Source organism: Bradyrhizobium sp. 170 (genome assembly GCF_023101085.1).
Lineage (GTDB): Bacteria > Pseudomonadota > Alphaproteobacteria > Rhizobiales > Xanthobacteraceae > Bradyrhizobium.
The window spans coordinates 37880-50925 of the sequence record NZ_CP064703.1 but is presented as its reverse complement, the minus strand read 5'-3'; the positions used below and the strand labels follow the sequence as shown (position 1 = coordinate 50925).

The following is a 13046-nucleotide window of genomic DNA, read 5'->3' as shown; positions in this document are numbered from 1 at the left end:
CGACCCTGGAGTGATTCGCCGGTTTTCAAGATGGTGTCATCCCGGCGTTTCCGGATTAAAAGGATTCGCCAGAATACCCCTCCCTCCCTAAGCAAGGCACGGCGTGTCGGTCGCTCAACGCAGACGCATCTCGACGCTTATCATGAGCCGCTCGGCGCGGACCGTGATCGCGCGTGCGACCGGGGCGACGGTGGCGGTGTCGCGGCTGTGGCCCGGCCGCGCCGACCGGCTGATCATCGCACCGCACGACCTGCGCACCGCCGACGCCACCCGCGCCGCCGAAATTTACGCCGGCCGCTTCGTGTTCGCCGGCAAGATCGTGACCTGCCATGGCCGCTCGATCTTCGATCTCGAACCGCCGTCGGAAGATTGGGAAGTCGCCCTGCTCGGCTTCGGCTGGCTGCGCCATTTGCGCGCCGCCGACACCGCGCTGACCCGCGCCAATGCCCGCTCGCTGGTCGACGACTGGATCTCGAATCCGGCGCGCAAGCGGCCGCTCGAACGCCGCCCCGACGTGCTGGCGCGCCGCGTGATCTCGCTGTTGTCGCAGGCGCCGCTGGTGCTCGGCGACACCGACGGAAAATTCTATCGCAAATATCTGCGCGGGCTGACCCGCGAGATTCGCTATTTGCGCTACGCGATGCTCGATATCGCCGACGGCGTGCCGCGGCTGCAGGTCCTGATCGCGTTGTGCTACGCCTCGCTGTGCCTGGCCAACCAGGCGCGTCACATCCGTTCCGCCACGCGCCGGCTTTCCGACGAATTGCAGCGGCAGATCATGCCCGACGGCGGGCACATCTCGCGCAATCCCGGCGCGCTGGTCGAATTGCTCAGCGATCTCTTGCCGCTGCGGCAGACCTTTGCCGCCCGCAACATCGCGCCGCCGCCGGCGCTTTTGAATGCGATCGACCGCATGATGCCGATGCTGCGTTTCTTCCGGCACGGCGACGGCAGCTTTGCGCTGTTCAACGGCATGAGCAACGCGCCCTCGGACCTGGTGGCCACCCTGCTCGCCTATGACGACACCCACGGCGTGCCGATGGCGAACATGCCGCATACCGGCTTCCAGCGCCTCGATGCCGGCACGACGACCGTCATCATGGACACCGGCCCGCCGCCGCCGCCGAATGTCAGCCAGGAAGCGCATGCCGGTTGCCTCTCGTTCGAATTGTCTTCCGGAGCGAGCCGGATCGTCATCAATTGCGGCATGCCCTCAACGGGCCGCGACAATTGGCGCAGCTTTGCGCGCAGCACCGCGGCGCATTCGACGCTGACCTATCACGACACGTCCTCGTGCCAGTTCATCGAACTGTCGGCGATGAAGCGCCTGCTGCAGGGCGCACCCGTCGTCAGTGGCCCGGCCAATGTGGAAAGCTACCGCGAGGCGGTGGCCGACGGCGATCTCCTGACCACGTCGCATGACGGCTATCTTGCAAAATTCGGCGTCGTGCATCGCCGGGTGTTGATGATCTCTCAAGACGGCGGCAGGTTCGACGGCGAGGACACCATCTCGCCGGCGCCGGGCGCGCGCATCAAGGGCGCCGAGACCGATTTTGCCCTGCGGTTTCATCTGCATCCCGCGGTGAAGGCAAGCCGCCTCAGCGATGCACGCGGCGTCATGCTGGTATTGCCCAACCGCGACGTCTGGACCTTCGAGGCGCTCGACGACAAGGTCGACCTCGAGGACAGCGTGTTTCTGGCCGGCAATGACGGCCCCCGCCGCACCGCCCAGATCGTGATCCGCCAGGATTCCCGCCACGCCTCCTCGGTCCGCTGGAGTTTTGTCCGCTCGGCGACAACGGCCGCCGGCACGACGGCCCGTCGCAATGCGCGGCGCGAGCCGGAACTGCCGCTGTAGGGCGTGTTCGCGGCAGGCTTTCGATGGCCTTGCTTGACGTAAGTAAGCTATTTGCTTACATTGACGCGGTGATAAGAACCTTCAAGAGCAAGGCCCTTTCGGAGTTGTGGACCAAGGGCAGGAGTTCGAAGATTGATGCGAAAATGCAGAAGCGTATTTTCGCAAGGCTGGACCGTCTCGACGTCGCCGCCCGCGCCGAGGAAATGAATATCCCCGGCTTCGACTTTCACGCTTTGCACGGCTTTAACCCGAAACGCTATTCGGTCCACGTTAATGGACCATGGTGCATCACGTTCGAATTCGAAGATGGCGACGCCTGCCGAGTCGATTTCGAGCAATATCACTAAAGGAGCAAACATGGTCTATGCAGCCAAGCGCAGCAAGAACCGCTGCCCCACCCATCCCGGTGCGCTACTTCGCGATGATATTATTCCGGCGACCGGCCGGACCAAGGCCGAGATCGCCGGCCTGCTCGGAATTTCGCGCCAGCACCTTTACGACATCCTGGGGGAACGAAAGCCGGTATCTCCCGCCATCGCGGTGCGCCTCGGCAAGCTTTTCGGCGACGGCGCGGGAATCTGGACCAGGATGCAGGGTGCCTACGATACGTGGCACGCGGAACGAACCGAGGATGTCAGTCGCATTCCTACCATCAAGGCTCGAGCCGCCTGAGAGCTGCCCCCGGAAGTGCCGACTACCTTCCATTTTTCATAGGAGAGTGGTGCCGATCCCGGTTTCTTGACCCTCCAAACCATGCTACCGGGCTGGCCTTAACAGCCCAGGAACCTCCTTATGACCGACCATCCGCGCCGTGTAACCCGCGCCCTGTTGTCCGTTTCCGACAAGACCGGCCTGATCGAATTTGCCAAGGCGCTGGCCGGCCACGGCGTCGAGCTCGTCTCCACGGGCGGCACCGCGAAGGCGATCGCGGCGGCCGGACTGCAGGTGAAGGACGTATCCGACCTCACCGGCTTTCCCGAAATGATGGACGGCCGGGTCAAGACGCTACATCCGAAAGTGCATGGCGGCCTGCTCGCGATCCGCGACAACAAGGAACATGCCGATGCGATGAAGGCGCATGGCATCGCGCCGATCGACCTGCTCGTGGTCAACCTCTACCCGTTCGAGGAAACCGTCGACAAAGGCGCCGGCTACGAAGACTGCATCGAGAATATCGACATCGGTGGTCCCGCGATGATCCGCGCGGCCGCGAAGAACCATGATGATGTCGCCGTCGTCGTCGAGGCGCAGGACTATCAGGCCGTGCTCGACGAGCTTGCCGCCAACCAGGGCGCGACTACGCTTGCGCTGCGCCGCCGCCTTGCCGCAAAAGCCTATGCGCGCACCGCCGCCTATGACGCCGCGATCTCGAACTGGTTCGCGCTTCAGCTCAAGGACGACGCGCCGGATTTCCGCGCCTTTGGTGGCCGGCTGATCCAGTCGCTGCGCTATGGCGAGAACCCGCATCAGACCGCCGCGTTCTATCGCACACCCGACAAGCGTCCCGGCGTCGCCACCGCGCGGCAGTTGCAGGGCAAGGAGCTGTCCTACAACAACATCAACGATACCGACGCCGCTTATGAGTGCATCGGCGAGTTCGACCCGGCGCGCACCGCCGCCTGCGTCATCGTCAAGCATGCCAATCCCTGCGGCGTCGCCGAGGGGCCCGATCTGGTCAGCGCCTATCGCAAGGCGTTCGCCTGCGATACGCAGTCACCCTATGGCGGTATCATCGCCGTCAATCGGACGCTCGATGCCGAAGCCGCCCGCGTCATCACGGAAATCCTGACCGAAGTGATCATCGCGCCCGATGCGACGGAAGAAGCCATCGCGATCATCGCGAAGCGGAAGAATCTCCGGCTTCTCCTGGCCGGCAGCCTGCCCGACCCCCGCGCGATGGGATTGACCGCGAAAACCGTTGCCGGCGGCCTGCTGGTGCAGAGCCGTGACAACGCTGTCGTCGATGACCTCACGCTGAAGACGGTGACCAAGCGTGCGCCGACCGACGCCGAGCTGCGCGACCTCAAATTCGCATTCCGCGTCGCCAAGCACGTCAAGTCGAACACCATCATCTATGCCAAGGATCTCGCCACCGTCGGCATCGGCGCCGGCCAGATGAGCCGGGTCGATTCCGCACGCATCGCCGCCCGCAAGGCGCTGGATGCCGCGGCCGATGCAAAACTCGCCGAGCCGCTGACCAAGGGCTCCGTCGTCGCTTCCGACGCGTTCTTCCCGTTCGCCGACGGCATGCTGGCCTGCATCGAAGCCGGCGCCACCGCGGTGATCCAGCCGGGCGGCTCGATCCGCGACGAAGAAGTCATCAAGGCCGCCGACGACCACGGCATCGCCATGGTGTTCACCGGCGTGCGGCATTTCAGGCATTGAGCGACTGGCACACTCGCCGTCATTGCGAGAAATGGTAGGGTGGGCAAAGCGCAGGAGGGAGCTGACGTAGCCCGGATGGAGTGTAGCGCAATCCGGGAATATCAGCCGCGCGCACCGGGCCCCGGATTTCGCTGCGCTCCGTTCGGGCTACGAATTCTCCCTCACTTGCGTCAGCAGCGCGAGCCCTGCAACAAAAAACACCACCAGCAGCGCCATGCCGGCCTTCTGGCTCGCGGTATATGCCGTGATCACGCCGATCAGCAGCGGGCCGATGAACGACGTCACTTTTCCGGTCAGTGCGAACAATCCAAAATACTGCGCGATGCGATCCTTCGGCGCGAGACGTATCAGGAGCGAGCGCGACGCCGCCTGCAGCGGTCCGCCGGCGGCGCCGATCAGGCATCCGAGCACGAGATACGCGCGCTCGGCGGCGCCGGAGAACAATGCCCCGCCGGGTGCGGGTGGTGCGACCTTCACGAACAGGATCGAGTCCTTGTCGACCAGCAGAATCGCACCGAGCGCGAACAGAAGGATCAGCAAGCTGCCGGCGATGACGCGCTTGGGTCCGAATTTGTCGTCGAGCCTGCCGCCGAGCCACGCCCCGAACGTACCGGCGATGGCCAGCAGAATTCCAAAACTTCCGATCTGGATCGTATGCCAGCCAAAAGTGCCGGCGGCATAGATGCCGCCGAACGCGAACAGCGACACCAGCCCGTCGGTATAGATCATGTTGGCGAGCAGGAATGTCGCCAGCGATTTCTGCTTCGGCAATTCGCCGAGCGTCCGCTTCAGCCCGCTCAATCCTTCGCGCAAGGCCGCACGGATCGGACGCTTTGCCGGATAATCCGGCGTGAACAGGAACATCGGCAGCACGAAAATGACGAACCAGATGCCGGTCAGAGGACCGGCGATCCGATCGCCCTGATGGCTGACCGGGTCGAGACCGAACAACGGCGCCAGGCCGAAAAGCGTACGCCCGGTGTCGGGGTTGGCGGCCAGAAAGCCGAGCACCAGGATGAGGCTGAGGATGCCGCCGATATAGCCGGTCGCCCATCCGGTGCCGGACAACCGCCCGATCCGATCCGGCGGCACCAGCGTCGGCATCATCGCATTATTGAAGACGGTGGCGAATTCGACGCCGACGCTTGCGATCGCATAGGCGAGCAACAGCGGCGGAATGACGCTCGGATCGCCAGGCTTTCCGAACCACATCAGCGAAGCGCCGATCACCAAAAGCAAGCCGAAGCCGGCAATCCACGGCTTGCGGCGACCGCTGGCATCCGCAATCGCACCCAGCACCGGCGACAGCAGCGCGATCATCAGGCCGGCGGCCGCGGTGGCAAATCCCCACAGCGCCTGCCCCTGCGCCGGATCCGGCGCGACGAAGCCCGCGAAATAGGGCGCAAATACAAAAGTGGTGATCAGCGTGAAATAAGGCTGCGCGGCCCAATCGAAGAAGATCCAGCTGATGACGGCGGCGCGGCGCGGGTATTCCCGCGGCATTTCGGCGCCGGCTGCCTCGGAAGCGATCACCGTCATGTGAGGAATTTCCTTCAAAAGTCTCGCGAGGCGTTTTGCCCGTTGAATACGAACCCATATAGCATGCGTCACCGGCGCCGGGGGCTGTTGCCGGGCGTCACACAGGCTCCAACTGCGGCGGATTTTCGATGACAGTCTTTTCGATCCGGTGGCGCCGGGTAGCTGCCACATTCGTACTTGCGTTTGCCTGCGGGGCGACGGCCTTTGCGCAGGAGCGCCGCTTTTACTCGCCCCCCGATCTCTCCACCGTTCGCGCCATCTCGGCCGAGCATGGTCTGGTGGTGGCGCAGGAAAGGCTCGCCGCGCAAGTCGGCGCCGACATCCTCAAGCAGGGCGGCAACGCGGTCGATGCCGCGGTCGCAACCGGCTTTGCGCTTGCCGTCACCTACCCACGCGCCGGAAACATCGGCGGCGGCGGCTTCATGGTGATTCATTCTGCCGGCCGCAACGAAGATGTCGCCATCGATTATCGCGAGACCGCACCGGGTGCGATCACGCGCGATATTTTTCTGGGACCGGACGGCAAACCCGATGCCGACAAGTCGCGCAATTCCGCGCTTGGTATCGGCGTGCCCGGCACGGTAGCCGGGCTGGCAGTGGCGCTGGAGAAATACGGCTCTGGCCGCTTCACGCTGGCGCAAATCCTCAAGCCCGCCATCGAACTCGCGCGCGACGGTTTTGTGGTCGCCGACGACATGGCCGACACGCTGTCGGACATGTACCGCCGGATGGGGCGCTGGCCGAATTCGGCGAAGGCGTTCTCCCGTGAGGACGGCACGCGGCTGCAAGAGGGCGACCGGTTGATCCAGTCCGATCTCGCCGCAACGCTCTCGGCGATTGCCGAACAGGGGCCGCGCGGATTTTATGAGGGGCCGGTCGCCGAACGGCTGGCAAAGGCCGTCCGCGATGCCGGTGGCATCATGACAGTGGACGATCTCAAATCCTATGAGGCGGTGATCCGCAGCCCGGTGCGCGGCAACTACCGTGGCTACGACATTGTCTCGATGCCACTGCCCTCCTCCGGCGGCACGGTTTTGCTGCAGTCGCTGAACATTCTCGAAGGATTTGCGATGGTCGACATGAAGCAGGGCTCCGCGCCTTCGCTGCATGTCATGATCGAGGCCATGAAGCGCGCCTACGCCGACCGCGCGCGCTATCTCGGCGATCCCGCCTTCGTCAACGCACCTGTCAATGTGCTGATCACCAAGGATTACGCGGCCCGGCAACGCGCCGGCATCGACCTTGCGCGCGCAACGCCGGCGGCCGATGTGCTGGCAGTGAGCCCGCGCGAGGGCAGCAACACCACGCACTATTCGGTCGTCGATGCCAGCGGCAACGCGGTCAGCAACACCTACACGCTGAATTTTCCCTATGGCGTCGGCCTGGTCGCCGAGGGTACCGGCGTGCTGCTCAACAATGAGCTCGACGATTTCACCGCGGCACCCGGCGCATCGAACGCCTTCGGCCTGGTCGGTTTCGAAGCCAATCTGCCCGGCCCGGGAAAGCGGCCATTATCGTCGATGTCGCCGACGATCGTGCTGAAGGACGGCAAGCCGGTGCTGGTCACGGGCTCGCCGGGTGGCAGCCGTATCATCTCGGCGGTGCTGCAGGTCGTGGTCGACGTGCTCGACTACAGGATGGATGTCGCCGCCGCCGTGGCGGCCCCGCGGGTCCATCATCAATGGATGCCCGATGAAGTGCGTGTGGAACGTGGCTTTCCCGACGAGGTATTGGCCGATCTGAGGGCGAAAGGCCACAAGGTGATCGAGCCGCTCGGCCAGACTTCCGTCAATTCGATCGCCGTCACGCCGAACGGCCTGCTCGGCGCCCCCGATCCGCGCACAAGGGGTGCGGCGGCGGCGGGACAATGAGGACGTGCACTCGTGAGGGACGCGCCGTAGTATGCGTCCTCTCTCACAGGAGAGTTTCAGATGACATCCCTCAAAGGCAAGACGCTGTTCGTATCCGGCGCCAGCCGCGGCATCGGACTGGCCATTGCGTTGCGCGCCGCGCGTGACGGCGCCAATGTCGCGATTGCGGCAAAGACCGCGGAGCCGCATCCAAAACTCAAGGGCACCATCTACACCGCAGCGGAGGAAATTCGCACCGCCGGCGGCAAGGCGCTGCCGGTGCTGTGCGACATCCGCGACGAGGCGCAGGTGGTCGCCGCGATCGAGCAGACCGTCGCCGAATTCGGCGGCATCGATATCTGCGTCAACAACGCCAGTGCCATCAGCCTCACGAACTCGCAAGGAACCGACATGAAGCGGTTCGACCTGATGATGGGCATCAATACCCGCGGTACCTTCATGGTGTCGAAATATTGCATCCCGCATCTGAAGAAGGCGGCCAATCCGCACATATTGATGCTGTCGCCGCCGCTCGACATGAAGGCAAAATGGTTCGAGCATTCCACCGCCTACACGATGGCGAAGTTCGGCATGAGCATGTGCGTGCTGGGGCTATCGGGTGAGTTGAAATCCGCAGGTGTCGCGGTCAACGCGCTGTGGCCGCGCACCACCATCGCCACCGCCGCGGTCGGCAACCTGCTCGGCGGCGACGCCATGATGCGCGCCAGCCGCACGCCCGAGATCATGGGCGATGCCGCGCACGCCATTCTGACAAGACCGTCGCGCGAATTCACCGGGCAGTTCTGCATCGACGACAAGGTGCTGTACGCCTCTGGCGTCAGGGATTTCGAGCACTACCGCGTCGATCGCTCGGTGCCGTTGATGTCGGACTTCTTCGTCCCCGACGACGACGTGCCGCCACCCGGCGTCACCGTGCAGGCGCTGCCCTCGGTGGGTGCGGCGCAGACGTCGCGCTAGAAACGAAAGCGGCCGCCGCGCAACGCCGGAGAACTGCGTGACCTCGTGGAAGTGGATCCTCGTCGCCACCGTCGCCGTCGTGTTGGCTGCGTTCACCGGGCTGGGCGTGCACTTCCGGCCCGACCGCACTGTCCGCCTCGCCACGGGCTCCGTCGCGCACATGGTTTGCACGAAGGCCTTTGTTTCCGGCCTCGATCCGCAGGCCGTATTCGCTGAAACGATGGATCGGCCGGGCTTCCGCCGCTTGCGTCATGTCATGAAGTTCGAGGTCGATCGCAAGGCGAGAGCCGTCGAGGCTTCGACGCTCGGACTGTTCAGGGGCCGCGCATCATTCCATGACGGGCTCGGCTGCGTCGAGCAGCACGGCGCGAAAGAGCCGTATCTGCTGAAGAACGATGTCGAGACGCTGAGGGTGTCGAAGACACCGCCGCTCTTGCCGGAGATTGCCGGGCCCGCCGTAGTCGAACCGACCGATCCCGCGCTGAAGGCCGCGCTCGACCATGCTTTCGAAGAACCTGCCACGCCCCCGTTCCGGCGGACCAAGGCCGTCGTGGTGGTGCATGATGGCAAGGTGATTGCCGAGCGTTATTCGCCCGGCATCGGTGTGGAGACGCCGCTGTTCGGCTTTTCCATGACCAAATCGGTAATCAACGCGTTGATCGGCGTGCTGACGCAGCAGGGCCTGGTCACGCCGTCGATGCCCGCACCGATCCCGGAATGGCGCGCCACTGACGATCCACGCCGCGAGATCGAGGTCGAGCATCTCATGCGCATGACCTCGGGCCTCGATCTCGATGAGACCAATTCCGGCTTCGACCGATCAAGCCGGATGTTTCTGGAAGACGATACTTCTGCCTATGCCGTCAATACTGGGCTGATCGCGCCGATCGGCACGCGATTTCACTATTCCAGCGCCACCACGCAGATCCTGGCGCGCATCATCAGGGATACCGCCGGGGGCCCTGAGCAGACGCTCGCCTTTGCCTGGCGCGAATTGTTCAATCCGCTCGGCATGCGCAATGTCACACTCGAGTTCGACGGCGCCGGCACGTTGCAGGGTGCGAACTACATGCTCGCCAGCCCGCGCGACTGGGCGAAATTCGGCCTGCTCTATCTGAATGACGGCGTGGTCGGAGGAAAGCGGATCCTGCACGAGGACTGGGTGGATTTCTGCGCCGCAGCGACATTGAACAGCGATTACGCCGCCGGATTCTACACCAACCGCAGCGATCACCAAGGGCCGCGTCCATCTAGGCATGCCCAGCGATTCGTTTTTCGCGTCCGGCCTTCTCGGCCAGCGCATCGTGATCATGCCGTCGCAGCGCCTCGTCGTGGTGCGACTCGGCGACAGCGTCGATCCGACCGGCGACATCCGTGGCGTGGCCCAGCTGGTGAAGGAAGTAATCGCGGCGGTGCAGCCGTGAGGCTCGTCATTGCCTGCGACAAACGCGAAGCGTTTGCGCAAGGGAGCGAACGCGACGAAGCAATCCATGTCTCCGCTTGTGGAGCTATGGATTGCTTCGCTCCGCTCGCAATGACGGAGGGGCCGTCACCTGCCGATCACATACGGCCCGCCCTTTTCCAGCGCGCGCGCATAGGCCGGCCGGGCGTGAATGCGTTCGAGAAACGCCATCGCTTTGGGATGACCCAGCTCCAGCCCGCCACGCGCCGCGGCGGCCTCCAGCGGAAAGCTCATCTGGATGTCGGCGCCGGTGAATTCATTGCCGGCGAACCATTCGCTTTTTGCCAGCTCGCCTTCCCAGTAATCCATGTGCTGCTTGAGCTGCGGATTGACCAGCGTGGTCAGCGCCGTGTTGGACACCTTGCGCACCAGCGGCCGCAGCAAGGCCGGCGCGCGCTTCGGCATCAGCGTGAACAACAGCTTCAGGAGCAGCGGCGACATCGCCGAGCCCTCGGCATAGTGCAGCCAGTAGGTATAGCGCAGACGCTCCGGCGTGTTCGGCGGCGGGATCAGGCGGCCGTTGCCATAGGTGCCGATGATGTATTCGCAGATCGCGCCGGACTCGGCGATGGTGTTGCCGTTGTCGGTAATGACGGGCGATTTGCCGAGCGGGTGAATGGCGCGCAGCTCCTTGGGCGCCCGCATGTCCGGCTGGCGCTGATAGCGGACGATTTCGTAGGGGACGTCGAGCTCTTCGAGCAGCCACAGCACGCGCTGCGAGCGGGAATTGTTGAGATGATGAACCGTCAGCATGGCGTCCCCTTCAATTGGCCGCCGTTGGTGCCAGCCGGGGAACGGAAAGTCGAGACGGCCTAAAGAGTCGCGCTATATTTACCCGGGTGATATTGACAATCTAATTTATCCGGGTAAATATAACCTGCCGAAAATCCAGAGTTACTCCAATGGCTGACAAAACCCGCCCCCATTTCACGGCCTTCATCGGTCCTCAACGCCTGGCAACCGGCCCGCTCGCCGAGGTCGCGATTGCGGTCATGCAGGCTTCCCGCCGGTCCGCCGCGCCGCCGATCGTCATATTCAGCGACGCGACCGGCCAGCCGATCGATCTCGATCTTCGCGGCACCGAACGCGAAATCATTGCCCGCTTGCCGCAACCCGCCTCGCCTCCGGATGTCGAAACCGATGAGACGGCGGCAGCGGAGCCGCGTGGGCGCGGACGGCCCAAGCTCGGCGTTGTCGCGCGCGAGGTGACCTTGTTGCCGCGTCATTGGGAATGGCTCGGCACGCAGCCCGGCGGCGCATCGGTCGCGTTGCGCAAGCTCGTCGAGGAAGCGCGCCGCGCCAATGGCGATGCGGATCGCACCCGCGCGGCAAGGGATGCCGCCTATCGTTTCATGTCCGTGATGGCCGGCAATCTCGCAGGCTTCGAGGAAGCCTCGCGAGCGCTGTTCGCCGATGACCGGCGGCGCTTCGTCGGCCTAGTCGCCGGCTGGCCCGACGATATTCGCGACCACGTCGTCAAGCTCGCCTTCAGCGATCGCGCCGAGCCATAGGCGCGATCGCCCTCTAACCAAACTTCCTGGGCTTCTCACCCGCCACCGCTCCGGTGCGCGGCAATGATCCGTCACGTCTTCAATGGGAACAAACACCGTGTCGAAAACCCCCTCCCTCTGGAAGACGTTCCTCGTCTTCCTCGCGCCCCTGATGCTGAGCAATGCGCTGCAATCGCTGTTCGGCACCGTGAGCAACGCGCTTCTTGGCCAGATGATTGGGGTTGACGCCCTGGCGGCCGTCTCGGTGTGCTTCCCCGTGATGTTCTTCCTGTTCGCCTTCGTCATGGGCCTCAGCACCGGCGCGACCGTCCTGATCGGACAGGCCTGGGGCGCGGGCGAGCGTGACACGGTGAAGGCGGTTGCCGGCGCGACGCTGGCGGTCGGCCTCCTCCTGGCCATCACCGTTGCGCTGTTCGGCGGCCTGTTCAGCCGGCAATTGATGATCGCTCTCGCCACGCCGCCCGATATCCTCGACCACGCAAGCGCATACGCGCGCGTTATGCTGCTGACGATGCCGCTCGGCTTCGTCTTCCTGCTGATGACCGCGATGCTGCGGGGCGTCGGCGACACGCTGACGCCGCTGCTGGCGCTGGCCTTGTCGACCACGATCGGCTTGGTCCTGACTCCACTCCTCATCCGCGGCTGGTTCGGGCTTCCCGCCACCGGCGTGACGGCCCCGGCGTGGGCGTCGGCTATTTCCACCGCGCTGACGCTGTTCGCGCTCAGTCTATATCTGCGTCACAAGAAGAGTCCGCTGGCGCCGGACGCCGAATTTCTGCGCAGGCTGCGACTGGACGGCGCGCTGCTCGGTAAAATCCTGGGCATCGGCATCCCGAGCGCGGTCGGGATGGTGGTGATGGCGATCGCCGAACTGGTGCTGCTCGGCCTCGTCAACGGCTTTGGTTCCGATGCCACCGCAGCCTATGGCGCCGTCAACCAGATCATGGGCTATGCGCAGTTCACCGCGATATCGATTTCGATCTCGGTTTCGATCCTTGGCGCGCAGGCGATCGGCGGCGGGCATGCCGGCCGACTGGATGCCATCGTCCGGACCGGCCTGCTCCTCAATCTCGTCCTGACCGGCGGCCTGGTTGCGTTGATCTATCTGTTTCCCCGCCCCGTGCTGGGCGTCTTCATTGCCGACGCAGCCGTGCTCGAACTCGCGAAAGGACTGCTCATCATCGCTTTGTGGAGTTCGGTGCCATTCGGCATGGCGACGGTATTCTCGGGCGCGATGCGCGCAGGAGGCGTAGCGCTGGCTCCCATGCTGCTGTCGATCTTCGCCATCGCCGCGATCGAAATACCCTCTGCCGTGATCCTGAGCCGGACCATCGGACTGGAAGGAGTCTGGGCCGCCTATCCGATCCTGTTCAGCGCCATGTTCGTCCTGCAACTCGGCTATTACACACTGGTCTGGCGCCGCCGCCCGCTTCGGCGGATGGTGTGACGTGGGGCAAACCGCG

General features: G+C 64.3%; 11 protein-coding genes and 1 pseudogene. 10 read left to right on the top strand and 2 right to left on the bottom strand.

Translation table 11 applies throughout. The annotated features are described in order from the left end of the window. The first annotated feature begins 142 nt into the window (after positions 1-142). From IVB05_RS00240 to purH, 4 genes are all read left to right on the top strand, one after another. Positions 143-1858: a heparinase II/III family protein gene (locus IVB05_RS00240; protein WP_247782448.1), complete on the top strand. Its 1716-nt coding sequence runs from the start codon at positions 143-145 to the stop codon at positions 1856-1858. Positions 1859-1926: 68 nt separating this feature from the next. Further along, positions 1927-2205, top strand: coding sequence for a type II toxin-antitoxin system RelE/ParE family toxin (locus IVB05_RS00235; RefSeq protein WP_247787413.1), 279 nt, complete (start codon positions 1927-1929; stop codon positions 2203-2205). Between the two features lie 10 nt (positions 2206-2215). Then, positions 2216-2530, top strand: coding sequence for a HigA family addiction module antitoxin (locus IVB05_RS00230; protein WP_247787411.1), 315 nt, complete (start codon positions 2216-2218; stop codon positions 2528-2530). A gap of 120 nt (positions 2531-2650) precedes the next feature. Beyond that, positions 2651-4243, top strand: a complete 1593-nt coding sequence (gene purH / locus IVB05_RS00225; RefSeq protein ID WP_247782441.1) for a bifunctional phosphoribosylaminoimidazolecarboxamide formyltransferase/IMP cyclohydrolase — start codon at positions 2651-2653, stop codon at positions 4241-4243. Between the two features lie 147 nt (positions 4244-4390). Here the strand turns inward: purH and IVB05_RS00220 are convergent, their stop codons facing one another. After that, positions 4391-5782, bottom strand: coding sequence for an MFS transporter (locus IVB05_RS00220; protein WP_247782438.1), 1392 nt, complete (start codon positions 5780-5782; stop codon positions 4391-4393). Between the two features lie 128 nt (positions 5783-5910). Here IVB05_RS00220 and ggt point away from each other — a divergent pair, with 128 nt between their 5' ends. The 4 genes and pseudogenes from ggt to IVB05_RS43675 all read left to right on the top strand — a co-directional run bounded on the left by ggt (position 5911) and on the right by IVB05_RS43675 (position 10034). Continuing rightward, positions 5911-7653: a gamma-glutamyltransferase gene (ggt, locus tag IVB05_RS00215; RefSeq protein ID WP_247782437.1), complete on the top strand. Its 1743-nt coding sequence runs from the start codon at positions 5911-5913 to the stop codon at positions 7651-7653. A 60-nt stretch (positions 7654-7713) separates the two neighbouring features. Beyond that, positions 7714-8610, top strand: coding sequence for an NAD(P)-dependent oxidoreductase (locus IVB05_RS00210; RefSeq protein WP_247782436.1), 897 nt, complete (start codon positions 7714-7716; stop codon positions 8608-8610). A 160-nt stretch (positions 8611-8770) separates the two neighbouring features. Continuing rightward, positions 8771-9763: pseudogene (locus IVB05_RS00205) on the top strand (serine hydrolase); the annotation flags it as partial. A gap of 103 nt (positions 9764-9866) precedes the next feature. After that, complete coding sequence (locus IVB05_RS43675; RefSeq protein ID WP_346771816.1) at positions 9867-10034, top strand: hypothetical protein; 168 nt, start codon at positions 9867-9869, stop codon at positions 10032-10034. 125 nt (positions 10035-10159) lie between these two features. Here the strand turns inward: IVB05_RS43675 and IVB05_RS00200 are convergent, their stop codons facing one another. Next, positions 10160-10825: a glutathione S-transferase gene (locus tag IVB05_RS00200; protein ID WP_247782435.1), complete on the bottom strand. Its 666-nt coding sequence runs from the start codon at positions 10823-10825 to the stop codon at positions 10160-10162. A 149-nt stretch (positions 10826-10974) separates the two neighbouring features. Between IVB05_RS00200 and IVB05_RS00195 the strand changes: the two genes are divergently transcribed. Both IVB05_RS00195 and IVB05_RS00190 read left to right on the top strand, forming a co-directional pair. After that, a complete protein-coding gene (locus tag IVB05_RS00195) occupies positions 10975-11583 on the top strand; it encodes a DUF2239 family protein (RefSeq protein WP_247782434.1) in 609 nt (202 codons plus the stop codon). Between the two features lie 151 nt (positions 11584-11734). Further along, positions 11735-13030 (top strand): MATE family efflux transporter, encoded by a 1296-nt coding sequence (locus IVB05_RS00190; RefSeq protein WP_247787409.1) that lies wholly within the window; start codon positions 11735-11737, stop codon positions 13028-13030. Positions 13031-13046 lie beyond the last annotated feature (16 nt).